Source organism: Thermincola sp. GK-1 (assembly GCF_059412445.1).
Map to the genome: position 1 here is coordinate 267,538 of NZ_JBSQAT010000002.1, position 25,573 is coordinate 293,110.

Annotated in this window: 25 protein-coding genes; 24 read left to right on the plus strand and 1 reads right to left on the minus strand. The window is 45.7% G+C overall.

Annotated elements, in window-relative coordinates; translation table 11 throughout:
• The 18 genes from recN to ACSNJE_RS03100 all read left to right on the plus strand — a co-directional run bounded on the left by recN (nt 1) and on the right by ACSNJE_RS03100 (nt 20,167).
• Nucleotides 1-1,710 (plus strand): DNA repair protein RecN, encoded by a 1,710-nt coding sequence (gene recN, locus ACSNJE_RS03015; protein WP_495251961.1) that lies wholly within the window; start codon nt 1-3, stop codon nt 1,708-1,710.
• A gap of 466 nt (nt 1,711-2,176) precedes the next feature.
• Nucleotides 2,177-3,532, plus strand: coding sequence for a SpoIVB peptidase (gene spoIVB / locus ACSNJE_RS03020; protein ID WP_474773100.1), 1,356 nt, complete (start codon nt 2,177-2,179; stop codon nt 3,530-3,532).
• A gap of 197 nt (nt 3,533-3,729) precedes the next feature.
• A complete protein-coding gene (spo0A, locus tag ACSNJE_RS03025; protein ID WP_052216664.1) occupies nt 3,730-4,500 on the plus strand; it encodes a sporulation transcription factor Spo0A in 771 nt (256 codons plus the stop codon).
• A 289-nt stretch (nt 4,501-4,789) separates the two neighbouring features.
• Nucleotides 4,790-5,911 carry a putative cytokinetic ring protein SteA gene (steA, locus tag ACSNJE_RS03030; RefSeq protein WP_052216826.1) on the plus strand — a complete coding sequence of 374 codons (1,122 nt, stop codon included), beginning with the start codon at nt 4,790-4,792 and terminating at the stop codon, nt 5,909-5,911.
• Between the two features lie 11 nt (nt 5,912-5,922).
• Nucleotides 5,923-6,804: a copper transporter gene (locus tag ACSNJE_RS03035; RefSeq protein ID WP_052216665.1), complete on the plus strand. Its 882-nt coding sequence runs from the start codon at nt 5,923-5,925 to the stop codon at nt 6,802-6,804.
• 11 nt (nt 6,805-6,815) lie between these two features.
• Nucleotides 6,816-7,490 (plus strand): glycosyltransferase family 2 protein, encoded by a 675-nt coding sequence (locus ACSNJE_RS03040; RefSeq protein ID WP_474773098.1) that lies wholly within the window; start codon nt 6,816-6,818, stop codon nt 7,488-7,490.
• Nucleotides 7,491-7,493: 3 nt separating this feature from the next.
• Nucleotides 7,494-8,333, plus strand: coding sequence for an MraY family glycosyltransferase (locus ACSNJE_RS03045; protein ID WP_495251962.1), 840 nt, complete (start codon nt 7,494-7,496; stop codon nt 8,331-8,333).
• A 246-nt stretch (nt 8,334-8,579) separates the two neighbouring features.
• The gene (locus ACSNJE_RS03050) at nt 8,580-10,322 is read left to right on the plus strand and encodes a sigma-54 interaction domain-containing protein (RefSeq protein WP_474773096.1); all 1,743 of its coding nucleotides are present in this window, start codon (nt 8,580-8,582) and stop codon (nt 10,320-10,322) included.
• Nucleotides 10,323-10,438: 116 nt separating this feature from the next.
• On the plus strand, nt 10,439-11,473 hold the full coding sequence (locus tag ACSNJE_RS03055; protein ID WP_495251963.1) for a bifunctional enoyl-CoA hydratase/phosphate acetyltransferase: 1,035 nt from the start codon (nt 10,439-10,441) through the stop codon (nt 11,471-11,473).
• A gap of 331 nt (nt 11,474-11,804) precedes the next feature.
• Complete coding sequence (locus ACSNJE_RS03060) at nt 11,805-12,359, plus strand: helix-turn-helix domain-containing protein (RefSeq protein ID WP_474773094.1); 555 nt, start codon at nt 11,805-11,807, stop codon at nt 12,357-12,359.
• 35 nt (nt 12,360-12,394) lie between these two features.
• The gene (locus ACSNJE_RS03065; protein WP_474773093.1) at nt 12,395-14,056 is read left to right on the plus strand and encodes an AMP-binding protein; all 1,662 of its coding nucleotides are present in this window, start codon (nt 12,395-12,397) and stop codon (nt 14,054-14,056) included.
• A gap of 87 nt (nt 14,057-14,143) precedes the next feature.
• Complete coding sequence (locus tag ACSNJE_RS03070; protein ID WP_013120543.1) at nt 14,144-14,827, plus strand: CpaE/TadZ family protein; 684 nt, start codon at nt 14,144-14,146, stop codon at nt 14,825-14,827.
• Nucleotides 14,828-14,957: 130 nt separating this feature from the next.
• Complete coding sequence (locus ACSNJE_RS03075; RefSeq protein ID WP_013120542.1) at nt 14,958-15,176, plus strand: 4Fe-4S binding protein; 219 nt, start codon at nt 14,958-14,960, stop codon at nt 15,174-15,176.
• Nucleotide 15,177: 1 nt separating this feature from the next.
• Nucleotides 15,178-16,239, plus strand: coding sequence for a 3-methyl-2-oxobutanoate dehydrogenase subunit VorB (locus ACSNJE_RS03080; protein ID WP_052216672.1), 1,062 nt, complete (start codon nt 15,178-15,180; stop codon nt 16,237-16,239).
• Entirely contained in the window at nt 16,239-16,988 is a 750-nt protein-coding gene (locus tag ACSNJE_RS03085; RefSeq protein ID WP_474773091.1) for a thiamine pyrophosphate-dependent enzyme, read from the plus strand. The genes ACSNJE_RS03080 and ACSNJE_RS03085 overlap by 1 nt, the downstream gene beginning before the upstream one ends.
• Nucleotides 16,988-17,536 carry a 2-oxoacid:ferredoxin oxidoreductase subunit gamma family protein gene (locus ACSNJE_RS03090; RefSeq protein ID WP_052216674.1) on the plus strand — a complete coding sequence of 183 codons (549 nt, stop codon included), beginning with the start codon at nt 16,988-16,990 and terminating at the stop codon, nt 17,534-17,536. Before ACSNJE_RS03085 ends, ACSNJE_RS03090 begins: the two co-directional genes overlap by 1 nt.
• Nucleotides 17,537-17,960: 424 nt before the next feature.
• Nucleotides 17,961-19,094 (plus strand): M20/M25/M40 family metallo-hydrolase, encoded by a 1,134-nt coding sequence (locus ACSNJE_RS03095; RefSeq protein ID WP_495251964.1) that lies wholly within the window; start codon nt 17,961-17,963, stop codon nt 19,092-19,094.
• Between the two features lie 2 nt (nt 19,095-19,096).
• A complete protein-coding gene (locus tag ACSNJE_RS03100; RefSeq protein ID WP_495251965.1) occupies nt 19,097-20,167 on the plus strand; it encodes a DUF3866 family protein in 1,071 nt (356 codons plus the stop codon).
• Here ACSNJE_RS03100 and mciZ read toward each other — a convergent pair.
• On the minus strand, nt 20,159-20,290 hold the full coding sequence (gene mciZ, locus ACSNJE_RS03105; RefSeq protein WP_013120534.1) for a Z-ring formation inhibitor MciZ: 132 nt from the start codon (nt 20,288-20,290) through the stop codon (nt 20,159-20,161). The genes ACSNJE_RS03100 and mciZ overlap by 9 nt on opposite strands.
• Nucleotides 20,291-20,383: 93 nt before the next feature.
• Between mciZ and ACSNJE_RS03110 the strand changes: the two genes are divergently transcribed.
• The 6 genes from ACSNJE_RS03110 (at nt 20,384) to ACSNJE_RS03135 (ending at nt 25,558) form a co-directional block, all read left to right on the plus strand.
• Nucleotides 20,384-21,574, plus strand: a complete 1,191-nt coding sequence (locus tag ACSNJE_RS03110; RefSeq protein ID WP_495251966.1) for an endonuclease Q family protein — start codon at nt 20,384-20,386, stop codon at nt 21,572-21,574.
• A 3-nt stretch (nt 21,575-21,577) separates the two neighbouring features.
• Nucleotides 21,578-22,261 (plus strand): hypothetical protein, encoded by a 684-nt coding sequence (locus ACSNJE_RS03115; protein WP_052216683.1) that lies wholly within the window; start codon nt 21,578-21,580, stop codon nt 22,259-22,261.
• A gap of 87 nt (nt 22,262-22,348) precedes the next feature.
• Nucleotides 22,349-22,981: a stage II sporulation protein M gene (gene spoIIM, locus ACSNJE_RS03120; RefSeq protein ID WP_495251967.1), complete on the plus strand. Its 633-nt coding sequence runs from the start codon at nt 22,349-22,351 to the stop codon at nt 22,979-22,981.
• Nucleotides 22,982-23,086: 105 nt separating this feature from the next.
• A complete protein-coding gene (locus ACSNJE_RS03125; protein ID WP_152908942.1) occupies nt 23,087-23,350 on the plus strand; it encodes a hypothetical protein in 264 nt (87 codons plus the stop codon).
• Nucleotides 23,351-23,469: 119 nt separating this feature from the next.
• Nucleotides 23,470-24,357, plus strand: coding sequence for a site-specific tyrosine recombinase XerD (xerD, locus tag ACSNJE_RS03130; protein ID WP_474773084.1), 888 nt, complete (start codon nt 23,470-23,472; stop codon nt 24,355-24,357).
• A gap of 16 nt (nt 24,358-24,373) precedes the next feature.
• Nucleotides 24,374-25,558 carry a phosphopentomutase gene (locus tag ACSNJE_RS03135; protein WP_495251968.1) on the plus strand — a complete coding sequence of 395 codons (1,185 nt, stop codon included), beginning with the start codon at nt 24,374-24,376 and terminating at the stop codon, nt 25,556-25,558.
• Nucleotides 25,559-25,573: the final 15 nt, after the last annotated feature.

Here is a 25,573-nt window from a genome sequence, read left to right on the forward strand (position 1 = left end):
TTGATTATCAGGTTAATTATAAAAAACTTTGCTTTAATCGATAATATTGAATTGGAGATATCACCCGGATTTAATGTCCTGTCGGGGGAAACAGGGGCCGGAAAATCCATAATAATTGACGCTATGGGAGTTATTATCGGTTCTGCCGGTTTGCATGAGTACATAAGAACCGGGGCCGACAAAGCTTTGGTAGAAGCTCTCTTTGACATTTCCGGTTACCGGGCTGTAGCAGCTAAACTGGAAGATATGGGTTTTGCATCGGAGGACGGTACTTTGCTTCTAACCCGGGAATTGCAGCGCAATGGTAAAAACGTCTGCCGTATAAACGGGCGCATTGTTACTTTGTCCATGTATAAGGAAATCGGTGAATTACTTGTAGACATATACGGTCAAAATTACCAGCAGTCGCTGCTTCGCCGTGAAAAACACCTGCTGCTGCTTGATTCCTTCGGCGGGGAGGCTATAAAACAAAAGCTGGAGGAAATTTCAGCGGTGGTTGAGGAGTACAGGCGTGTTAGAGTAGCCCTGGAAGGACTGCAAACGGATGAGGCTGATAAGGCCCGGCGGTTGGATATGTATAACTACCAAATGCGGGAAATTGATGAAGCTCAACTGGACCCCAACGAAGAAGAGCGTCTACTGGAAGAAAGAAAAGTAATGGCCAATGCTGAAAAACTTGCCGAACTTGCTGTCAATGCCTATAATCTATTGTATCTTGGTGATGCGCCTCAGCTTTCGGCTTTGGATTTACTGCACAAAGCCCTGATGTCATTGCGGGAGCTTGTCGGGATTGATTCTTCCATGGCTCATGTTGCAAAACAGTTGGAAGAAGCCTTGTACCAGATTGAAGATTGTGCTTCCGAAATCGGTGATTATAAAAATAATCTTAATTTTGATCCAGTACTGTTGAATGAGATCGAAGACAGGCTGGAAAAGATTAATAAGATTAAGCGCAAGTATGGCAGTACAGTTGCGGATGTTTTAAGGTACAGGGAGGAAATAGCGGCTGCCATTGAACAGATTACTTATGCCGATGATGAAATACAACGCCTGACGGAAAAGCTGCGGGAATTAAAAGTTAAATACGATACGGCAGCAGAAAAATTATCAGCTTTAAGAAAGGCAGCGGCCCAAAAGATAGAAGAAGAAATTTGCCTGGAGTTGGCTGACCTGAATATGCCGTATGTAAAGTTTAAAGTACAGTTTTGTGAGCGCGAGGAAATATCGGCCAAAGGAAAAGATGATGTTGAATTCCTGCTTTCACCCAACCCCGGCGAGCCTTTAAAGCCTTTGGCAAAAATTGCCTCCGGAGGAGAAACTTCCCGCATTATGCTGGCTATGAAAACCATTTTGGCAAAGGTCGATGAAGTGCCGACCCTAATTTTTGATGAAATTGATGCTGGGCTTGGAGGAAGCGCCGTACAGGCCGTGGCCCGAAAACTGGCTTTTATTGGCGGCAACTGCCAGGTTATTTGTGTAACCCATTCACCAGTTACAGCAAGCTTTGCCGATACCCATTTTCATATATTAAAAGAAGCAGGAGAGAATAAAACTGTTACCAAAGTCTTTGCATTGAACGGAGAAGCCAGGATTAATGAAATTGCCCGCATGCTCGGCGGAGCCAATATTACGCCCACTACTTTAAAAAATGCCGAAGAAATGCTGCAACATGCGCAGCGAATGAAAGGGAGTACTAACAGGGACAAATGATTCCTCCGCTCTGGGCGAAATCTCCATCGGATAGCCGCTCCCGCTTACCCGGATTGCGGACCCATGGACGATTTTAGCCCCGCTCCGGAAAACATTTGTTCCTGTTCTAGGTAAAACTTAGTCCGTCATCAATCTAAGTTCGTCAACATATTTGACGAACTTTTTTTGTATCCAGGGCGCTTTTTTTAATTTTTCCGAAATTAATAAAAAAATAGCTGTTAAATTTAAGAATAATTTTTTTCACTGAATAATACAAAATTTTTCAAATAATTGCCCAAAACCCGCAAATAATTCTGTTTAAATTTAATTTTGCCAAGAAAACTCATTATTTCTTGTTATAAAACCAAAATGAATCGGATAATTTAAGTTTAGAACTTGCAACAAAACGTTTCCAAGCGCATAATTCAATAGTTTTTCAGGAAAAATATGGAGGTGGTTCAGACCTGGACAGCGGGAGCGTGATGATGTGGATGTTAAAGGTTATCGCAAAATAACCGGCATAGTTTTAGCATGTTTGATTGTTATTTTCAGTTGCACGCCGCAAATGCGATATTTTTATAGCTTGCCGACTTACCAAAAAATAACCGTAGGCGATTATCTTGATTTAAGTTTTGAAAAAGCTCAAATTTCAAAAATCATTCAAAATACCTTGAAACTAAATATTGATGGAGAAAAACAAAATATATTGCGCGTTGATAAAAGCAAAATAAATGCATTAGTTGCCGCTAAACCAGGTGTCGCCAACTTGCAGTTAAAGTTATTTGGCCTCATACCGTTAAAAACCATGCAAGTGGAAGTTGTTCCTTCCGTGAAGCTAGTACCGGGAGGACATTCCGTAGGGGTGATGCTGCATTCGGAAGGCGTATTGGTAGTTGGACAATCGATAGTTGAGGACGCAGAGGGAAATAAATCGAATCCGGCTAAGGAAGCCGGTATTGAAGTAGGAGATATTATTTTAAAAATAAACGACAAAACAGTGGTAAATGACGAGCAGGTGGCAAGGCTCGTTAACGATTACGGTAAAACCAAAAAGCCGCTAAAAGTATTGATTAAGCATAATAAGAGGATAGAAGTAAAATATGTAAAACCAGTGTTATGCAAAGAAACCTCTAGGTATAGAATTGGCCTCTACATTCGTGATACGGCGGCAGGTGTGGGGACAATAACTTTTTATGACCCCAAAACAGGCAGATATGGCGCTTTGGGTCATATTATAACCGATGTCGATACCAAGAAACCTATTGACATTGCCAACGGCAAGGTAGTCAGGGCTGGGATTCAGGGTATCCAACCGGGCAGATGCGGACAACCAGGCGAAAAAATTGGCATGTTTATTGAAGACAAAGATTTTGAGGGTAATATTAAAAAGAATTGCCGTTTTGGTATATTCGGCACATTAAAAAAACCTCTGCAAAATCCAATTTATCCGGAACTGCCTGTAGCTTACTCAGACCAGATAAACACAGGTCCCGCTGAAATATTAACTGTTCTCGACGGCGAAAAGATAAACAAGTATAAAATAGAAATAGAAAAAATATTGCCTGAACAACGAAGTTCCGGGAAGGGAATGGTTATCCATATAACCGACCCTAGGCTGCTCCGGAGAACCGGCGGTATAATTCAGGGTATGAGCGGTAGCCCGATTATCCAGAACGGCCGGATAATAGGCGCCGTGACCCACGTTTTTATAAATGACCCAGCTAAAGGTTATGGATGCTTAATCGAATGGATGCTTGATGAATGTAATTCATTCAACCCCAAGATAGGATGGAGGGCTAAAAGCTCTCCATCTCTTTGTTTTTTCAGTACCTGTTTGTTATAAAAAAATTAAAATATGAGGCGATTATTAGGTATCATTCCTAAAAAAAGGATATGAGAATCGACGGAAAGAGGACTATTTTGTCTATATTTGTTTTAAAAATATTGCCAATTTTTTTGTTATTTATGAAGGACTTCCAAAGTTTGGCGTCGAAGTGAATATAGCGAATTGAAAAAAGTACCAGGAGGGCGGGTAGTGAAATGGTTTTATTCAAAACGATTAACATCGTAATTGCAGATGATAACAGAGAGTTTTGTGAACTGCTGAAGGAGTTCATCTCTCAGGAAGAAGATTTTAACCTGGTAGGGGTAGCCAATAATGGCGTTGAAGCTGTGGAAATCATAACCCGGGAAAAACCTGATGTTGTTGTGCTGGATATTATCATGCCGCATTTGGACGGAATAGGAGTTTTGGAAAAGCTGGCCAGCTCCGGTATGTCGCCGAAACCCAAAGTTATTATGCTTACTGCTTTTGGCCAGGAAACAGTAACCCAAAGGGCTATAGAACTGGGAGCCGATTATTACATATTGAAACCCTTTGATTTCTCTGTTTTGGCTACCAGGATTCGTCAGTTGGCAGAAGGCGAAACGGTTCCTACATATACACCACCTGTTAAAACGAAAAACCTTGATGTGGCAGTGACAAACATCATTCATGAAATGGGTGTACCGGCCCATATTAAAGGCTACCAGTACCTGAGAGATGCAATATTGATGGTAGTTGAAGAGGTTAACTTGTTGGGAGCGGTAACTAAAGAGCTGTATCCGATGATAGCGCAGAAATACTCTACTACACCCAGCAGGGTGGAAAGGGCGATCCGCCACGCTATAGAATTGGCTTGGGACCGGGGGAACGTGGAAATGATGAATAGGTTCTTCGGGTACACAATCAACCTTGAACGCGGAAAACCCACAAATTCTGAATTTATAGCCATGGTAGCAGACAAGCTGCGTATTAGCAAAGTGAGTTAATGACTCGGGAACCTGACCGTAAAGGTCAGGTTTTTCCTTGATTACAATTAATTATCTCCGAAAATCTTGTTAAATCCGGTTATTTCTTTTTAAATTATGGCAAAACTAATTATAAATGTATAACTACATAATCATATTTAATAAGCGCTAAGACTTGCAGCCTATTGCTGACTTGCTAGCCGTCAATAAATGGTGTAAAATTAAACATTAGGAATTTAAAAGATGGAAATTTGCACGCAAAATTATAAACATCAGTTACCATATTAATTTGCGGGAGCTGAATATTATGTTGTCTGTCAAGGGCATAGCCCGTGTTGATAAAAAGACCAAGCATCTCGTGCAGAGACTTGAACCTGGCAACATTGCGATAATAAATCACCAGGACCTGGACGAAGTTTGTGCGGAAGCTTTGGCAAAAGCAAAAGTTAAAATGGTGGTTAATGCCGCCCAGTCAATCAGCGGCAAATACCCTAACCAAGGGCCGATGGTACTGGCGGAAGCAGGTATTTTAATTCTTGATAATGTCGGAGAAGAAGTGATGGCCCAGGTAGAAGAAGGAGCGGAGGTGGAAATTTCCGGCAACAGGATTAGGGCTGCCAACGGTTGGGTAGGCAGCGGGACCTTGCTGACTAAAGATGAAATTGCCCGGAAGATGGAAGAAACCAAAAAGAATTTAGGTTCTGTTTTAAGCGATTTTGTGCAAAATACTTTAGAATGGGCACAGCAGGAGCAGCAACTGGTCCTAGGTAAATTACCCATACCTGAGACAACAGTGGATTTTACCGGGCGTCATACTTTAATAGTGGTTAGAGGACAAAATTATAAGGAAGATCTTCTGGCGATAAAATCTTATATAGAAGAAGTCAGACCCGTTTTAATCGGGGTAGACGGCGGCGCTGACGCTCTACGTGAGTTTGGCTATTGTCCGGATATCATAATAGGTGATATGGACAGCATTAGCGACGATACATTACGATGCGGTGCCGAAATAATTGTCCATGCTTACCCTGATGGTAGAGCGCCTGGATTGGCCCGTGTACAGAAACTGGGGTTGGATGCGAAAACATTTCCGGCGCCCGGGACCAGCGAAGATATTGCTATGTTGCTGGCTTACGAGAAAGGAACGGAACTTATCGTTGCCGTGGGCACCCATTCTAACATGATTGATTTTTTGGAAAAAGGAAGAAAAGGGATGGCCAGTACCTTTTTGGTAAGATTAAAAGTAGGGTCTATTCTTGTTGATGCCCGCGGTGTAAACAAGCTTTACCGGCGCAGCATCAAGTTTAAGCATTTGGCTTTTATAGTGCTGGCGGCGCTGATTCCCTTTGCTGTTGTGGCTGTTATTTCGCCTACGACCAGCCAGTTTATTAGACTGGTATGGATTAAAATGAGACTGGTATTTGGGCTTTAGGAGGATTCCCGATGATTATAGATTTAAAGTATCATATAGCTTCGCTGGTAGCAGTATTTTTAGCCTTAGGCATAGGGATTTTGATAGGGAACAACTTTTCCGCTGTGGGTAACGAAATTATGGTACAGCAGCAGAAACAGATGATTGATAAATTGGAAAGGGATTTTGACCAGATTCGTGACGAGAATAAAAAAGTGCAACATCAGATTTCGGAATTTAAGAATGCCATCAACGTACATAAACAGTTTGAAAAGCAGATTGTGCCCCAGTTAGTTTATGGTAAACTGCAGGGATATAACATTGCCATCATTGAGACCAATAACTACGGTTTTCATGAAGACTGGATGAATACTTTAAAAGCGGCCGGCGCAAATATTACTTCAATCACTACGGTTCTTGGCGGTTTTGACCTTAGTGATTCTAAAATAAGGGAAAAGATTGCCACCAAGTTATTGCTTACTTCCAAGGAGGAGGATGACCTGACGAGGGCTATAGCTCAGGAAATCAACGTAGCTGTCATGACCGGCCAGAACCTGGAAAACCTGCAGTTTTTAGAGGGGCTTGGTTTTCTGAAGAAAGTCGGTAATTATGGCACTCCTGTTAACGCTGTCATAGTAGTTGGTGGCAGCCAGGACGAAAAAACCGTGAAGGTAAAAAACCTGGATATTCCCATAATGAAATATTTCTTGGACCACAATATTCCCGTATATGGAGTGGAACATACAGATGTGGAAATTTCATATATGAAGGAATACCAAAAGCTTAAAGTTGCCACTATTGACAATGTGGATATGGTTCCCGGGCAGGTAGCTCTAATCAGGGCTATATCAGGGTATCCCGGGGACTATGGGGTGAAGACAACAGCTAAGGAGTTATTACCGGCTTTACATTAGGAGTGATTTGATTGAGGAAAAAAGTTAGCGTATTAATTCCGGCTTATAATGAAGCAAAATACATCTTTCAAACAGTAGCGGCAGTTAAGAAAATACCGGAAGTGGACGAGGTTTTTGTTATTGATGATGCTTCCACTGATAATACCTCGGAGCTGGCCAAAAAAGCCGGCGCCGAGGTTTTGACCCTTCGAGAGAATCACGGTAAAGGAGGCGCCCTCAACAAAGGGATAGCTTTGGCCACAGGAGATGTAATTGCCCTAATTGACGGGGACGTTGGGGAAACAGCATCGGAAGTGCGCAAGCTCATCATGCCCGTAATTGAAGGAAAGGCCGATATGACTATTGCCAGGTTTCCCAAGGCCAAGAAAAAGGGCGGTTTTGGCCTGGTTAAAGGTTTGGCCCGAATTGGCATAAAACTATTGACGGGTTTGGAAATGGCAGCGCCTTTATCAGGACAACGGGCTATGACCCGTGAGGTTATCAGGGCAATTGGCCGCTTTTCTTCCGGATACGGGGTAGAAGTTGGTCTAACTATCGATATAGCCAGAAAGGGCTATAAAATTTTGGAAGTAGATGTAAATATGACTCATGCCGAAACAGGGCGAGATCTGCGCGGTTTTATGCACCGGGGGAAACAGTTTATGCATGTATCGAAGGTACTGGCCCGCCGGTTGATAATGAGGTGAAAAATGGTTATCTATGGCATAATTGTAATTAGTCTGGCTTATATGGTTACATATTCCACAGTTCCCGTAATCGGAAAAATGCTGGCCAAGGCCGATTTCGTCCGGCCCAATTTCCGGGGAGATATGATTCCGCTTGGAGTTGGTATCGTTTTTGCATTGACTCTATTAATTACCGGTTCAGTTTGGATTTTATTGCAGCCGGACCAGGCCAGGAATACTCTACTTTTCTTATTCGCCGCTTTTAGTATGGCTTTGCTGGGATTGGTAGATGATGTTTTCGGATCACGGGAAGCTTCAGGGCTAAAAGGTCATTTGAAAAAACTGCTGGTCGAAGGGGAATTGACAACAGGGGCTCTTAAAGCTCTGGCCGGCGGCATGGTTTCTCTTTTGATCAGCCTAGCACTGATAAAAATTGAAAAGATACAGGATATCCTGCTGGTGCTGCTTAACACTTTCATAATTGCCCTTTCTGCCAATGCTATAAACCTGCTGGATTTGCGACCGGGCCGGGCTATTAAAGGGTACTTGCTATTGGCTGCCTTTTTGGTGGCTTTTGGCTATAACCAAGAGGAAGTTTGGTTGCTGGGCATTCTCACAGGTTCTGTTTTGGCTTACCTGCCCTTTGACCTGAAAGCACAAACCATGATGGGCGATACGGGTTCCAATGTATTGGGGATATCTGTGGGTCTCCTGGCGGTACTTGTTTTACCCCTTATTTCAAAGTTGGTATACTTTGGTTTGCTTGTATTTTTTCATTTATACACCGAGAAGTTTTCCCTCACCAGGACTATTGAAAACAACCGGGTTTTAAAATTTATTGACATGATCGGCAGGGAAAAGTAGAGAATTTAGCAAGCTGAGAAAAACTTCCTCCGGCTGCGTTGTACGTTTGCCGCAATCCTTAACGTACCTATGAGTACACCCTTTTTCAGGAGAGGTGTTTAACGGTCTAAAACTAATTGCCACTTAGTTTTGTTGGCAGTTTTGGCCTTGTTAAACACCTCTCTTATTTCTGCAAAAAACTGCAGGATTAATTCCTGTTGACAGTGAATATGTATGCATAAGATTTCGTACTTTTAGGAGGTAGTTATGGGTCAAGACATTAGCAGGGCAGAGATGGAAGTCATTATGAATGTTACCCATGATGCCATGATTGGTATCGGGCTTGACGGCAAGATAAATATCTTTAACCGGGCTGCTGAAAAACTAACCGGTTTTAAGGCAGAGGAAGTTATCGGAAAAAATATCAAAGAGGTTATTCCCTCAACAAGGTTATTTGAAGTAATAAGAACGGGTTGCGCGGAATTAAATCAAAGCCAGTTGCTGGGAAACACCAAAATTATCACCAACCGGGTACCGGTACGGGATGAGAATGGAATAATCATTGGTGCCGTGGCTGTATTTCGCGATGTTACAGAGATTACAGCTTTGTCGGAGCAGATTACCGATGTGATGGAAATGCGCAGTCTGTTGGAGGCTATCATAAATTCTACTCAGGATGCTATTTCAGTTTGTGATGAAAATGGCCTGAACATATTGGTGAACCCTGCTTATACCAGGATTACGGGGCTTAAACCGGAAGAGGTTTTGCATAAGCCTGCTACCATTGATATTGCGGAAGGAGAAAGTGTGCACATGCAGGTACTGAAGACCCGGAAGGCAGTAAGAGGAGTTCCGATGAAGGTAGGAAGGTTCCGCCGTGAAGTGGTGGTAAATGTGGCCCCAATCCTGATCGGTGACAAATTGAAGGGCAGTGTGGGGATCATCCATGATATTTCCGAAATTAAGCGGTTATCCGATGAATTGGATAAAGTAAAAAGCCTGATCAGGCGCATGACTGCTAAATACACTTTTGACGATATCATTGGTTCCTGTGAGCTCATGGCTTCTGCCATTGACCAGGCCAAGCGGGCGGCAGAGACACCGGCAACAGTTCTGCTTCGGGGAGAAAGTGGCACAGGCAAGGAATTATTTGCCCATGCTATTCACAATGCCAGTGTACGGCGCCGCGGACCTTTTGTGCGGGTTAACTGCGCAGCTATTGCTGAGCCAATACTGGAAAGCGAGCTGTTTGGGTATGTGGAAGGGGCATTTACAGGAGCCGTAAAAAGCGGTAAAAAAGGCTACTTTGAGGAAGCCGACGGGGGAACCATTTTCCTGGACGAAATAGGAGAAGTAAACCCCAGCGTTCAGGCAAAACTTTTACGGGTGCTGCAGGAGAAAGAGATTGTGCGGGTGGGCGGAACCAAACCTGTGCCTGTCGACGTGCGGGTAATTGCGGCGACGAATGCCAACCTTGAACAGCGGGTGAGTGAAGGGACTTTTAGGGAAGACTTGTACTACAGGCTGAATGTGGTGCCAATTTTCGTACCTCCCCTGCGGGCCAGGAAGGAGGATATTCCTTTGCTGATCGATCACCTATGCAGAAAATACAGTCTGGAATATGGACGGAAGGTTGCTGAGATAACGCCGGAAGCCCTTGATGTACTAATGCATTATGACTGGCCGGGGAACGTGCGGGAACTGGAAAATATCATCAGTCGGACCATCATAAATATGAAGTATAACGAGACGACAATTCTGCCGCACCATGTTCCGGCCCTGGGCAGGGCAGCAGGCCCCCAGTGGCAGGCGCAAAAAGCGGAACAAAGTATTCCGGTACCTGCCTTGGATGGGTCTCTTGAGGAGGTATTGGCTGCCGTCGAAAAAAAGGTTCTCCAGCAGGCGCTGGCAACTGCGGGTGGCAATAAAACAAAGGCTGCCAGAATGTTGGGTATTTCCACCAGGAGTTTGTATTACAAACTGGAACGGCATGGTATATCTATGAAATAGAGTTCATACCACGAAAATTGTTGCGTGCAAATACATTCACATTTAATAAAAAATAATTAGTCAGCAAACGTAAATAGACTGAAAATACGACAATTTTATAAAAATTTAAAGTTGGCATGGGAATTGCAATAACAAATCTACAAATAAACAAAATCGGGTTGAATAACAGGATGGTGAAGGATATGAAAGACTTTCAGGAATTGCTTGCTGAGGCCAGAAAATGCAGGCCTAAAAGGGCCGCCATAGCAGTGGCTCAGGATGGCGGGGTACTGGCGGCTGCCCGGGAATGTTACGAGATGGGCATTGCCGAATCGGTATTGGTGGGCGATGCGGCCGAAATATCAAGGATTGCCCGCGAAAGAAAAATCGATATAAGTAATTTTGAAGTTATTAATGAAGTCGAACCGGAAGATGCTGTGCGCAGGGCCGTTCAGTTGGTACGTGAAGATAAGGCTGATATTTTGGTAAAAGGTGCAATAAAGTCACCTGTGTATTTAAAAGGGATCCTGGATAAAAATACCGGCCTCAGGGTTGGCCGGGGACTAAGCCATGTGACGGTTTTTGAAGCGAAGGCATACAACCGCCTGATGTTGATGACGGATGCCGGCCTGAACATCATGCCCACCCTGGAGCAGAAAATTGTCATGGTGAAAAACGCCGTTTGCGTGGCTCGGTCTTTGAAAATTCCCCAGCCCAAAGTAGCCGTTATCTCGGGCCAAGAATTAGTTAATCCCGATATGCCCAGCACCATCGATGCGGCTATCCTTTCCAAAATGGCGGAAAGGGGTCAGATAAAAGATTGTATTATTGACGGACCTCTTTCTCTGGATTTGGCTTTATCAAAGGAAGCGGCGCTGGCTAAAGGCGTCGTCAGCCCAGTGGCCGGCCAGGCTGATATTCTGGTACTGCCTAACATCGATGCCGCTAACGTATTGTATAAATCCATCGGATTCCTGGCGGGGGCCAATATTATCGGCCTCATAGTAGGCGCCAAAGTTCCTGCCACTTTACCTTCCCGCGCCGACTCGCATGAAACAAAAATGGCTTCCATAGCCATGGCTGTATTGTTTGCCAGCAAAGAGGAAGAAAAGTTACAACTGAGCCCGTCTGCGGCCCATGGGGAGACTATGAAAATAGCTGCCCGTTCTTAATGAAAAACAGATTAAAGTCCAATTTCAAATGATTTGCGTACTTTGATTTCCCCCGAGTCCAAGTTACCTATAAAATTAACGGCTGTGAGTCGTTAAACAACTGCCCGAACAGGTGACTTGGACCTTTTAATTTCAAGCATGGAGATTCTCCCTTGACAAAATGTTTTTTTCCGAACGGACTTGCCTTTAACAAAGACAATTTTTTAAAAATTCACAAGTTTAAAAGGAAAATTGAGATATCTGTCGAATAAACATACCAATTTTTAATGTATAGCACTTTCCCAAATGTAGTAAAGATATATTTTTCCAAAGTATAGAAAGGATGGTTTCAATGTCAGAGCAATTAAAGCAAATTGCTGCACGCATAAGAGAGCTCAGGGAAATTTCCGGCATTTCTTTGGAAACCCTGGCTCAGGAATTCGGCGTTTCAAAAGAAACTTACCGGGAATACGAAAGCGGCGAGGTTGACATTCCCGTGAGTTTCCTTTATGAAGTTGCCAACAAATTCAATGTGGAGCTAACGGAGATCCTGACGGGTGAAAGCCCCAGGCTGCATATCTATTCAGTGGTAAGAAAAGGCAAAGGCGTAAGCGTTGACAGGAGGAAAGAGTATAAGTACCAAAACCTGGCTTTTAATTTTGTGCATAAAAAGGCCGAGCCTTTCCTGGTTACTGTTGAACCAGACCCCGTTGACGGGCCTGTCAGCTATAATTTCCATCCCGGTCAGGAATTCAACTATGTGCTTGAGGGCACCCTCAAAGTAATTATTGACGGGCATGAGGTCATACTCAATGAAGGTGATTCATTATTTTTTGATTCGGGCTATAAACATGGCATGAAGGCAATGAACAACAAGCCGGCTAAGTTCTTGGCCATTATTTTATAAAAATTTGAACTGAACAAGTGACGGAGGTAGGACGGATGCTGGAAAAATTCATTTCAAGGGAGAATTTTGATTCGTACGAGGATTTTGTTGAAAATTTCAAGATTAATATACCCGGTAATTTTAACTTTGCTTATGACGTGGTAGACGTTATGGCTCAAGAAAACCCAGACAGGGTGGCTATGGTCTGGTGCGATGATAAGGGCGAAGAAGCCGTTTTTACTTTTGCCCAGATGAAGCGTTATAGCAATAAAGCGGCCAACTTTTTTAAATCGCTGGGCATTAAAAAAGGGGACCCGGTAATGCTTATTTTAAAAAGGCGTTACGAATTCTGGTTCTGCTTGCTGGCGTTGCATAAAATCGGGGCAATATGTATCCCCGCAACTAACTTGCTGACCACAAAAGATTTAGTTTACAGAAACAATGCTGCCGACATAAAAATGGTAGTAGCCGTAGCCGATGAAGAAGTTTTAACACATGTGGATGAAGCGGAGAAAAAATCCCCAACGCTTGTACTCAAAGCTGCCGTAGGCGGTCAGCGTGACGGCTGGATCGACTTTAACAGTGAACTGGAAAAGGCCTCGGAAATTTTTGAAAGGCCTGTTGGAGCAGAAGCTCCTCAAAACGAGGATATTATGCTCTTATACTTTACTTCCGGCACTACGGGAATGCCGAAGATGGTGCAGCATAATTTTACATACCCCCTGGGCCATATCCTGACAGCCAAGTACTGGCAACAGGTAAAGGAGGGCGGGCTACACCTGACTGTCGCGGAAACGGGGTGGGCCAAAGCTGTATGGGGTAAAATATATGGCCAGTGGATTTGTGGCAGTGCAGTGTTTGTTTATGACTTTGACAAATTTATTCCGAAAAATCTTCTAAAGGCAATAGAAAAATACGGCGTTACCACATTTTGCGCTCCCCCGACAATCTACCGGTTCTTTATCAAAGAAGACTTGAGCCAGTTTGACCTTAGCAAGCTGGAACATTGTTCTATCGCCGGTGAACCTTTAAATCCCGAAGTATACGAGCAATGGCTAAAAGCAACAGGTATTAAACTTATGGAGGGTTATGGTCAGACCGAATTAACGGTAACAATTGCCACTTTTCCCTGGTTAGAACCGAAGCCGGGTTCCATGGGTAAACCGGCCCCGGGTTATGATGTGGATTTAATTGATGAGAACGGAAATTCTTGCGATGTGGGGGAAGAAGGTCAGATTGTTATCCGCACCAAAGGAGGAAAACCCTTTGGTATGTTCGACGGCTATTACCGGGATGCGGAATTAACCAAAAAGGTGTGGCACGATGATATCTATTATACCGGGGATATGGCATGGCGCGATGAGGACGGTTACTACTGGTTTGTGGGTAGGGCCGATGATGTAATTAAGAGTTCAGGGTACCGGATCGGGCCCTTTGAAGTTGAAAGTGCGCTTCTGGAGCACCCGGCTGTTCTTGAATGTGCGATAACGGGTGTCCCTGACCCTGTCAGAGGTCAAGTAGTTAAGGCTACTGTGGTTTTGACCCAAAATTACACCCCCAGTGATGACCTGGTCAAGGAACTGCAGGAACATGTGAAAAAAGTGACTGCGCCATATAAGTATCCACGGATTATAGAATTTGTGGATGAACTGCCCAAAACCATCAGCGGCAAAATACGTAGGGTAGAAATAAGGGAGCAAGATAAGAACAAGCAGTAGTATGAGGGGCGGCATTAGTGTGGGCGCCCATTATAAAGGCAAAATCACACGACAATATAAATTTTCGCCAAAATATGAGGTACAGAGATGGCAATTGATTACGCACAGAAAAGAATTACCATATTCACCGGCCATTATGGCAGCGGAAAAACAGAAATATCGATTAACTATGCTTTGCGGGCCAAAGATATATGCGCGGAAACGACTTTAGTTGACCTGGATTTTGTGAATCCATACTTCCGGTCCAGGGAAGCGAAAAATTTCCTGGACAAGGCAGGCATCACAGTCCTTGCTTCTGTTGAAGACTGTTTTGATACTGATTTGCCTGCTTTTTCACCACGTATTAACGGTGTGCTAAAGAATCATGCCGCCAGGGTCATCATTGACCTTGGTGGCGATGAAATCGGGGCCAGGGCTGCCGGAAGGTTCCGCAATCATATTTCTGACGACGCATACGAAATGTTTTTTGTTATCAATCCCTTCCGGCCTTTTACCACCGGAGTAACGGAAGTCCGGCCGATTCTGGAAAGGATAGAAGCAGCCAGCCGGTTAAAAGTTACGGCCCTGGTAAGCAACCCTAATTTGCTGAGTGAAACTACGCTTGCTGATATTATCGCCGGACACAACAAAGTGCTGGAAATGGCCCGGTCTTTGGAACTGCCTGTGAAATTCCTTGCTGTCGAAAGGAAATTTACTTACTGCTCCGCATTAAAAGCCATATCGCAGCCTGTTTTAGAGATTGACAGGTCGATGTTAGCCCCCTGGGAGTAACTTGTTAATTTCAGGGGATGATTTTTCAGTATTATAGTAGTATAATTAAAAGAAACCCATGGGGCTTTCTTTTTTTACGTTAAAAAAATATAATTTTCGCTATAGAATTTGGCACAAAGGAGGAGTAGAAATGGCAAAAGGACGAGCTATTATTCACGAGGAACGCTGCAAGGGCTGCGAACTTTGTACCACCGCGTGTCCACAGGGCTTGATAGAAATGGCCAAACATTTAAACGCCGCCGGCTATCACCCGGCAGTAGTTACTGACCAGTCCAAGTGCAAGGGCTGCGCCCTGTGTGCAGTGATGTGTCCCGATGTGGCAATTGAAGTGGAGAAGGAGGAGAATTAAGTTGGGCAAGGTATTGATGAAAGGCAATGAGGCTGTAGCAGAAGCAGCCATATTAGGTGGCTGTAAATTCTTTTTCGGTTACCCCATTACACCGCAGAATGAAATCCCTGAATACATGGCCAAGAGATTACCTCAAGTCGGGGGTACATTTATACAGGCCGAAAGCGAAACGTCAGCAATTAATATGGTTTATGGAGCAGCCGGTGCCGGAGCAAGGGTGATGACATCGTCATCCAGCCCGGGCATAAGCCTGAAACAGGAAGGTATTTCTTATATTGCCGGGGCTGAACTGCCCTGTGTTATCGTGAACATGGTCAGGGGCGGCCCGGGTTTAGGGAATATTGCCCCCGCTCAATCGGATTATTTCCAGGCCACCAAGGGCGGCGGTCATGGCGATTACCGGCTGGTTGTCTACGGACCGGCTTCTGTCCAGGAATTAGTGGACCTGACTATTGAAGCCTTTGACGTGGCAGACCGGTACAGGAATCCGGTGATGATACTGGGCGATGGTATTTTAGGCCAGATGATGGAACCTGTCGAGTTCAAAGTGCAGGAAGCTAAGCAGGGTCCGGACAAACCCTGGGCCACTACGGGAGCGAAAGGCAGAGAAAGAAACATTATCAATTCTCTGTACATTGTTCCCGAAGACCTGGCCAGGCATTGCGCAAAGCTGCAGGCCAAGTATGATGAAATTGCCGCCAAGGAAAAGCGCTGTGAAGAATATTTCACCGCCGATGCGGAAATAGTCCTGGCAGCTTATGGGACGACGGCCCGAATTTGCAAAGCCGTTGTTGACCAGGCCCGGCAGGAGGGTATTAAAGCCGGCTTAATCAGGCCGATAACCTTATGGCCTTTCCCCGATGAACCGTTCAGCAGGGTGGCTGAACATGCCGATGCCTTTATGGCGGTAGAAATGAGCACCGGGCAGATGGTCGAAGACGTCCGCCTGGCCGTTAACGGTAAAAAACCTGTATATTTCTTTGGCCGGACCGGTGGGATAGTACCGACTAAAGCGGAGATTTTTGCGGAAATGAAAAAGATACTGGAAGGGGGTAACCGGTAATGAAGAAGGTTTTCACCAGGCCTAAAGCCCTGACAGATAAACAAATGCATTATTGCCCCGGGTGTACCCATGGTGTGGTTCACAGGCTGGCGGCAGAAGTGATTGATGAACTCGGTATCCAGGAGAAAACCATAGGTATTGCTCCTGTCGGATGTGCTGTTTTTGCTTACGAATACTGGGATATTGATTGCCAACAGGCTTCCCACGGGAGGGCTCCTGCCGTAGCCACCGGTATTAAGCGTGTTCATCCCGACAGTGTAGTTTTCACCTACCAGGGGGACGGCGACCTGGCAGCGATAGGAACGGCAGAGATCGTACATGCCGCTGCCAGGGGAGAAAAAATTACGGTTCTGTTTATCAACAATACTATTTACGGCATGACGGGCGGTCAATTGGCGCCCACTACTCTGATCGGACAGAAATCCACCACCACTCCTTACGGCCGGGACAAGGATGTGAACGGCTATCCCGTGCGGATGACAGAAATGCTGTCCGTGTTGGACGGAGTTGCTTATGCTGCCAGGGTTTCCGTGCATAACCCGGCAAATATTCTCAAAGCAAAAAAGGCTATTAAAAAGGCCTTTGAAGTACAGATGAACAATGAGGGTTTTGCGATTGTGGAAATTTTGTCAACCTGCCCGACCAACTGGGGTCTTTCGCCTGTGGAAGCGGTGAAATGGCTGGAAGAAAATATGCTGCCTTACTACCCCTTAGGTGAATATAAGGTTTCCGGGGAGGTGGCCAAGTAATGCTGGAGGAATTGATAATTGCCGGATTTGGCGGCCAGGGTGTTATGTCCATGGGGCAGTTGCTGACTTATGCCGGAATGATCGAGGACAAGCATGTGGCTTATATTCCCTCCTATGGGCCGGAAATGCGCGGTGGTACCGCCAACTGCTCTGTGACTATTTCTGACAGAGAAATCAGTTCACCTGTTTTCACCGAGCCTTCATCGGTCATTATTATGAACCAGCCGTCATTGGCTAAGTTTGAACCGATGCTGAAACCGGGCGGCTTGATGCTTATAAACAGTTCTCTGGTTTCCCAAAAAGCAATCCGCCAGGACATCAGGGTTCTGGAGATCCCCGGCAACGAAATGGCCGAAAAACTGGGTAACGGCAAGGTGGCCAATATAGTGCTGCTGGGAGCATATATAGAAATGACCAAAGTGGTGACCATTGATTCGATCATAGAATCTCTGAAAAAAGTTCTTCCTGAGCGCAGGCATAACTTGATTCCTCTGAACAGGCAGGCTCTGGAGCTTGGGGCGGAGATAGTTCGGAAAACAACAGAATAGGGGATAAGTTGCTTAGCCAGGAGGTAAGTTCATCAAATGTGTTGGGGAAACACATCTGATGAACTTTTTTATCATCTCTACCGGTTCTCATTACTCTAGTTTTGAAATAATTAGTTTACGACTCATATAGAAATTTATTAGAACCACGGAGTACACAGAGAGCACTGAGAATTAATTGTAAATATAAAGTTTAGGAGTTATCCGGCAATGAAGTTTAAGTTAGCTCTTAATAAATTTTCTCGATCATTTTTTCCCAGTGATTTCTCTGTGTTTTCTGTGCCCTCCGTGGTGAATTCATTTCATATAAAATATGGAATATAGAAAAAAATTCAGGTAGAATATAATCAATGAGCCAATCTGTTTTCGGCTGCCGCCATATATCGGTAGACGGCAGGCAGCTAATAACATAATGGGAGGCATTCTGATGGTTAACCAAATACGGATAACGGATGAGTTTTGTGAAATGGTTAAGATTGACTCCGCCTCATACAATGAGCGGAACTTTGCCGACTGGTTGAAAAACCGCTTAACCGGCATGGGTTTAACTGTTTACGAAGACAAGGCCGGCGAAATGCTTAATTCCGGGTGCGGCAACCTTATTGCCAGGCTACCCGGCAATGCCGAAGGGATACCCGCCATCATGCTGTGCGCCCATATGGATACCGTGGAGCCGGGCCGGGGGATTGAGCCTGTTGTTAAAGACGGGGTGATAACTTCTGCCGGAGACACTGTTTTGGGTGCTGATGATAAAGCCGGTATTGCTGCTATACTGGAGTGCATCCGGGTACTTCAGGAAAAAAATATTCCACATGGTGACATAGAATTGGTGTTCACCGTGGCCGAAGAATGCGGCTTGCAGGGTGTGAAACGCCTGGATTTTGATAAACTAACCGCCCGGTTTGGCTATGTCCTTGATTGTGACGGTTCAGCCGGGACCATAATCACGAAAGCACCGGCCCAGTACAGAATTAAGGCCGTAATATATGGCAAGGCAGCCCATGCGGGTATCAGCCCCGAGGAGGGCGTAAATGCCATCGTGGTTGCTTCCAGGGCCATCAGCAAGATGAAACTGGGGCGGATTGACCACCAGACTACTGCCAATATCGGTATCATCAACGGTGGAAAAGCGACTAACATTATCCCTGACATGGTCAACATTGAAGGGGAAGCCCGGAGTATTGACCCGGACACCCTGGAAAAACAGGTAGCGCAAATGTGTGGCGTGCTTGAAGAAACTGCCCGGGAGGCCGGGGCCAGGGTAGAAATAGAAAAGGAGTTTCTCTATCCCCATCTAAACCTGGCAGAAACGGACCCGGCGGTGAAATTTGCGGTACAGGCGGCCAAAAAACTGGGCCGGGAGCCAAAGCTGATCAGCACCGGCGGGGGAAGCGATGCCAACATTTTTAACGGTAAAGGTATCCCGACGGCTAACCTGGGTATTGGCATGAATAAAGTGCACTCCACGGAGGAATATATTACCATAGAGGACTTGGTATTAAATGCCAGATACCTGGTGGAAATTGTGCAAGTGATTTCAGCAAATGGTTCGGAGGTATAAAAATGATCAGAATCAGGCAGGGCAAGGTGGTCAAGGTGTTGACCGAAAACCCTGTGATGAAGGAAGTCCTGGTTGCTGTCGAAGGCGGCGAAGCCAGGGCGGTGAACTACAATTTATTGACCGGTCCGGTGGCAGAAGGGGATGTGGTAGTGCTGAACACTACGGCTGTACATAAATCGCTGGGTACCGGCGGCTGGCATTTTGTGATGGCCAATTTATCTGTCCGGGAGACTGATACCGAAGAAGCCGGGCACATTATGAAGTTGCGGTATACGCCGGGGCAGGTAAAGTGCCTGGCCGTGGAAGAAGAGGAGAGTCCTTATCATGAGGCCATAAATGCCTGTGCATCTGTTGAGGGCTTGCCGGTCATCGTCAGTACTTTGCACAGCATGTTGCCCCTGATAGCAGCGGGGATCAGGGCTATCAGCCCGAAAATCAGAACGGCCTATATTATGACGGATGGTGCGGCCCTGCCTATCTGGTTCAGTAAAATGGTCCGCAATTTGACAGGCAAAGGGTGGATTGCAAAAACCATAACCATTGGACACGCCTTCGGGGGCGACCTGGAAGCTGTCAATATTTACACGGGCTTGGCGGCAGCGAAGGTTGCGGCCAAGGCAGATCTGGTTATCATCGGGATGGGTCCCGGCATTGTCGGGACAGGAACCAGACTGGGCTTTACGGGGGTGGAACAGGGTGAAATGATCAATGCCGTACATGTTATGGAAGGATTGTCCGTAGCTGTACCACGAATTAGCTTTGCCGATCCCCGGGCAAGGCACCGGGGCGTCAGCCATCATTCCCTAACTGCTCTGGGCAGGATAGCATTGGCCCGGGCCAAAGTGGTACTGCCTGAACTGGAGATAGGAAAAGCGGCATTAATTAATGAACAGCTCGCAGAAAGCGGTATTACCGAAAAACATGATATTGTAGTGGAGGATGGCAAGCCGGCCGTTGACCTTGTCAAAAGTGAAGGCATAAAAGTGACTACCATGGGTCGTGATATTGACCAGGATTTGGAGTTTTTCCTGACCGCCGGCGCGGCAGGGATTGCCGGGGCGAAACTAATCTAGCTTTCGGTTGATAAATTCTTTTAAGGTAACACACTGCTTTTCATATTGTTTTAGTTGCGCCAGTACTTCTTGCATTTTACCAACCAGATAGATCCTGTTTTTTACGACAATTTCGTAGAGCATGCCCGACCCCCCAAAAGTACTTCTGCTGTAGAATATGCCTGTCCACGGGAAATTATGCATGCTTACGCGATTATGAAAAAGATGGAGGCGGCCATGAAACAGTACTTTGTTGACTTGCATATCCATATAGGACGGACTATGGACGGTTCGCCGGTAAAAATAACAGCGGCCAGGGATTTGACCCTGGCCAACATATTAGATGAATGTCTGTACAGAAAAGGAATTAACGTTATTGGCGTAGTCGATGCCGGGTCGCCGAAAGTGCAAAGCGACCTGATAAGAATGGTTGAGGCGGGTAGTTTGGCTCCCTTGGACAAAGGGGGGTTAAGCTACCTGGGCAAGGCTGTGCTAATACTGGGAGCGGAAGTGGAAACGAGGGAGAAAAGCGGGGGAAAGGCGCATTTTGTCTGTTTTTTTCCTACCCTGGAAAAGATGAAAAATTTTACGTCTGTAATGGCCAAATACATTAAAAACATCAACCTGAGTTCCCAGAAAGCCGAACTCACGGCGGAAAAACTGTATAATATTGTGGATGGTTTGGGTTGGATTTTTGTCCCGGCTCATGCCTTTACACCGCATAAAAGCCTGTTCGGGAATTGTGCTGCCCGGTTAACAGAGGTTTTTAGTCAACGGGCCATAGCCAAAATTTACGCCATCGAACTGGGGTTAAGTTCCGATACATATCTTGCTGACCGGCTGGCTGACCTTGGTGGTATAACGTTTCTTAGCAACTCAGATGCCCATTCTCTGCCGAAAATTGGCCGGGAATACAATGTGATTGATATGCAACAGGCCAATTACGAGGAGCTTTTAATGGCTTTGAAGCGGGAAAAGGGGCGGAAAGTGACGGCCAATTACGGTTTGGACCCACGCCTGGGCAAATATCACCGGACCCACTGCCTGGTCTGTGAGAGAATTGCAGGGGGAGCCCCTCCGGTTCTCAGGTGTGAGTATTGTGGAAGCGATAAAATTGTAAAAGGGGTGCTGGACCGGATTGAGGAAATAGCTACTTACCGAGAACCGGTAAGTCCCGACCACCGGCCGCCATACCACTACCAGGTACCATTGACGTTTGTGCCCGGTGTTGGCAGCAGAACCATAGAAAAACTTTTGCAGCGCTTTGGGACCGAAATGGAGATACTGCATTCTGCTTCTGAGGAAGATCTGGAAAAAGTTGCAGGAAAGAAAATAGCATCTCTGCTCTGCCTGGCCCGTTCCGGTAAGGCGGAATTAACGGCAGGTGGCGGGGGCCGCTACGGCAAAATGTTAATCAGGGAGGAATAAGGTTTGCAAACAAATTTTATCGGTGTTAATGTAACGGCGAATGCCACGGGAGCAGTAGCCGCAGCCATGATGGGGCACCTGGTTATGGTAGTGGACGTGATTGATATGTCGACTACCCTGGAAGCTGCTCTGGATGCGGGGGCGGTTGCTGTATTTGGGGCCAGTCCCGACAGCTCCCGGGCGCCGGTGGACTTAAATCCGGAAAAAATAGGCATGGAAGCCGGCAGTATTGCTTTACGGAATGGTACAGAGGTAGTATTGATATCCGAACCCAGGGTCGGTACAGATGAAGAACGGCTGCAGCGGGCAAGCAAGGCGGTAGCGGGGATAAAAAAATCAGGTGCCCGGATTGCGGCGGTGGTTCCCAACAATGGGGCGGAAACGGCCAAACTGGTGGATTTTAAAAATAAGGTGGTACTGGCTGTAACCGACACGGGTGGTGTTGCCTATGATGCCGCATTTAACGCGGGAGCGCCGGCAGTAGTTACGGGGACTATTGCCAGGACCATGCAGAAAAGAGGAATAAAACCTGCCCATGACGCCGCTGCCCGGGCAGTGGAACAGGCTTCCCGGCTGGGTGTGGGTATTACGGTGGTAGCAGCCACGGCGAATTCGCTGGAAGATATCCTGGCTGCCGAATATATTGCCCGGCTCATTCTGGAGAAGGGCTTTACCCAACTTAAATAGTGGTGGCCACATTTTTGGTATAATTGTCAACCAACCCCCATACTTATTTCACAGGACAAGGTTATTTTGGTGAAGGGGGTGCCGGTTGTGCTACTACGTTTAAAACGTGCATGTAGGCAATATTTTAGAAACAATTGGCTGTTGGGTTTAATATTAGTCATATTTTTCATGGCCGGTCTTATTTTTGGAGCAATAGGAGCAAAAAGTCTGGACCAGGGCATGAAGAACGAACTGTCAAAGACAATGCAAAACTTTATTACCAAGGTGCCGGGACTGTCTCTCGATAAAAAAGCAGCTATAAAGGGATCTTTAGTGCAGAATATGTATGTCATTCTGACCATGTACATTTTGGGGCTCAGTGTGGTTGGTGGCATACTGGTTCCCGTATTGGTATTCACCCGGGGGTTTACCCTGGGCTTTACCGTGGGTTTTTTGGCCTATGACCAGGCCTGGAAAGGGGTGCTGTTATCGATAGTATCGGTAATCCCCCAAAATCTGATCTTTATTCCCGTTTTATTGATTAGCGGTATGTTTACCCTGACTTTTTCGGTTTTTTTTGCTAAAAACAGGTTTATGTTCAGGGAATTTGAAGTAGGCCGACCGGCGCTCTTTTATACCGTTGGTATGGGGTGTGCGGCAGTGATGACTGGTGCGGGATGCCTGATGGAAGCCTATATTACCCCGTCCCTCATCAAATATTCCATAGCTTTGCTGTTTTGACATATTACCAGGATAAGTTCTAAATTGCCCCTGACCACATATAAATTAATTAGAAAAGATACTTGATATATGTCAGGGAAGCGGGGGATAAGGGTGTTTTTCATATTGAGAAACAAGACCAAAGAAAAAATTACTTTTGGGATTAGAATATTAATTACGATTGTTATTCTTGGTATGGTCATCACTCATCTTTACGGGATTTATAACGGATATGTTTTTACCAGCCAGCGATTATTAAGAGAGGATAAACCAAGTGGCAACCCCATGCGGGTAGAACAAACGCAAACTGCCGGTGACAAGGAGATGAAGACCGACAACCTGCTGGATGAATTTGTGGTCAAATTAAAGGATTTCTATAAGAAGGATTAGAAAAAAAGGAATTCAATGGTGCATTGTGGAAAAAAATAGAGTAGCACTGGCTACTCTATTCTAGTTTTACCCTGCAATTGACGAAGCCACTGAAAAATTGGTGGAAAAGGGGTATTTTTATGAAAGCCTTAATAGAAGAATTTATTTATTACCTGACTGTTGAACGGGGATTGGCGGAAAATACTTTGGAATCCTATGCCCGCGATTTGGAGCGGTACAGCGCCTTTCTGTCCAAGTACGGGATAACTAAATTTGCAGCAACAAACAAGACAAATGTTATGGCCTACCTGTTGCATCTGCAAAAACAGGGCAAAGCCACATCCACGATTTCGAGGCATCTGGCTTCCCTGAAATCTTTTTATCAGTACCTGCTGCGGGAGAAACATATCGAACAGGATCCTACCGTAAACCTGGAGTCGCCAAAGCTGCAAAAGAAACTGCCCAGGGTTCTTTCCGTAGAAGAAGTTGAAATACTGTTGAATCAACCAAGGTTAAATGAACCGGCCGGGTCCCGTGATAAAGCCATGCTGGAATTGTTGTACGCTACGGGCATTAGGGTAAGTGAATTGATATCCCTGGATCTGGACCATGTCAACCTGGAAATGGGTTATGTCCGGTGTTTTGGCAAGGGTTCAAAGGAAAGGATCATTCCTATCGGGTCTCTGGCGAAGAAATATGTGGAAGAATATTTGCACCGGGGCAGAGTTAGACTAATTAAGTCCAAAGGAGAAACGGCCCTTTTTGTTAACCACCATGGCCGGCGCATGACCAGGCAGGGTTTTTGGAAAATAATTAAAAAATATGCCAGGGAAGCGGGTATTAAGAAAGATATTACCCCGCATACCCTGCGGCATTCTTTTGCGACCCACCTGTTGGAAAACGGCGCCGACCTGAGGTCTGTTCAGGAAATGCTGGGCCATGCAGATATAACTACCACCCAAATATATACACACCTGACCAGAGGGCGGTTAAGAGAAGTTTATTCCAAGACACATCCAAGAGCTTAGACAGGAGGGCGATTGAATGAACATAGGCAAAATAACTCTAATAGTGTTGGACAGTGTTGGGGCAGGAGAACTGCCGGATGCCGATAAATATGGCGACCGGGGAAGTAATACCCTCGGAAATACAGCCAGGGCTGTAGGTGGTTTAAAACTTCCCAACTTACAGCAGTTAGGGCTGGGTAATATTATAGACATTGAAGGAGTTAGTCCCGATGAAGCCCCTGCGGGGGCGTTCGGCAAAATGGCTGAAGTTTCCGCCGGAAAAGATACAACTACCGGACACTGGGAAATAACCGGTATTATTCTGGACAGGCCTTTTCCGGTGTATCCCCACGGTTTTCCGCAGGACCTGATCGAAGAATTTGAACGCCGGATAAATCGGAAGACCCTGGGCAATGAAGTTGCCTCGGGAACGGAAATTATTGCCCGCCTGGGCAAAGAACATATGGAAACGGGCTATCCGATAGTCTATACTTCCGCTGATAGCGTTTTTCAGATAGCGGCCCACGAAGCGATAATCCCCGTGGACGAGCTGTATAAAATGTGCCGTATTGCCCGAGAAATGCTCACCGGTCCTCATGCCGTAGGTCGGGTCATTGCCCGGCCTTTTATTGGGCAGCCCGGCAATTTTCAAAGGACAGCCAACAGGCACGATTTTTCCCTTTCCCCACCGGGGAAAACGGTTCTGGATTTGTTGAAAGACAATGGCCTAAATGTAACAGCCATAGGCAAGATACAGGATATTTTTAATAACCAGGGCATTACTGAAGCTATACATACGAAAAGCAATATGGAGGGCGTTGACAAAACCATTGCAGCGATGCAAAAGAAGGCAACAGGACTTATCTTTACCAATCTGGTAGAATTTGATTCTTCCTTTGGCCATCGCAACGACCCTGCCGGTTATGCTAGGGCCTTGGAGGAGTTTGACAGTCGACTGCCGGAAATTCTTGAACAAGTCGGGGAAAAGGATATTCTGATTATTACCGCTGACCACGGATGCGACCCGACCACAGAAAGTACGGACCATTCCAGGGAGTATGTTCCCCTGTTGGTCTACGGTCCCATGATAGCAGAAGGCACAAATCTGGGTACCAGAGCAACTTTTGCCGATGTGGGGGCAACTATTGCTGATTTTTTCGGTTTTAAACTGGAGCACGGGACAAGCTTTAAAAACCAGGCGCTGAAAGCAGGCGTTATCTAACGGTAACGGTTGGAG

Coding starts and splice junctions, on each gene's coding strand:
- spo0A (WP_052216664.1), top strand. CDS start 3,730: ATGGTTTTATTCAAAACGATTAACATCGTAATTGCAGATGATAACAGA.
- ACSNJE_RS03035 (WP_052216665.1), top strand. CDS start 5,923: ATGATTATAGATTTAAAGTATCATATAGCTTCGCTGGTAGCAGTATTT.
- ACSNJE_RS03045 (WP_495251962.1), top strand. CDS start 7,494: ATGGTTATCTATGGCATAATTGTAATTAGTCTGGCTTATATGGTTACA.
- ACSNJE_RS03050 (WP_474773096.1), top strand. CDS start 8,580: ATGGGTCAAGACATTAGCAGGGCAGAGATGGAAGTCATTATGAATGTT.
- ACSNJE_RS03055 (WP_495251963.1), top strand. CDS start 10,439: ATGGGAATTGCAATAACAAATCTACAAATAAACAAAATCGGGTTGAAT.
- ACSNJE_RS03060 (WP_474773094.1), top strand. CDS start 11,805: ATGTCAGAGCAATTAAAGCAAATTGCTGCACGCATAAGAGAGCTCAGG.
- ACSNJE_RS03065 (WP_474773093.1), top strand. CDS start 12,395: ATGCTGGAAAAATTCATTTCAAGGGAGAATTTTGATTCGTACGAGGAT.
- ACSNJE_RS03070 (WP_013120543.1), top strand. CDS start 14,144: ATGGCAATTGATTACGCACAGAAAAGAATTACCATATTCACCGGCCAT.
- ACSNJE_RS03075 (WP_013120542.1), top strand. CDS start 14,958: ATGGCAAAAGGACGAGCTATTATTCACGAGGAACGCTGCAAGGGCTGC.
- ACSNJE_RS03085 (WP_474773091.1), top strand. CDS start 16,239: ATGAAGAAGGTTTTCACCAGGCCTAAAGCCCTGACAGATAAACAAATG.
- ACSNJE_RS03090 (WP_052216674.1), top strand. CDS start 16,988: ATGCTGGAGGAATTGATAATTGCCGGATTTGGCGGCCAGGGTGTTATG.
- ACSNJE_RS03095 (WP_495251964.1), top strand. CDS start 17,961: ATGGTTAACCAAATACGGATAACGGATGAGTTTTGTGAAATGGTTAAG.
- ACSNJE_RS03100 (WP_495251965.1), top strand. CDS start 19,097: ATGATCAGAATCAGGCAGGGCAAGGTGGTCAAGGTGTTGACCGAAAAC.
- mciZ (WP_013120534.1), bottom strand. CDS start 20,290: ATGCTCTACGAAATTGTCGTAAAAAACAGGATCTATCTGGTTGGTAAA.
- ACSNJE_RS03110 (WP_495251966.1), top strand. CDS start 20,384: ATGAAACAGTACTTTGTTGACTTGCATATCCATATAGGACGGACTATG.
- xerD (WP_474773084.1), top strand. CDS start 23,470: ATGAAAGCCTTAATAGAAGAATTTATTTATTACCTGACTGTTGAACGG.
- ACSNJE_RS03135 (WP_495251968.1), top strand. CDS start 24,374: ATGAACATAGGCAAAATAACTCTAATAGTGTTGGACAGTGTTGGGGCA.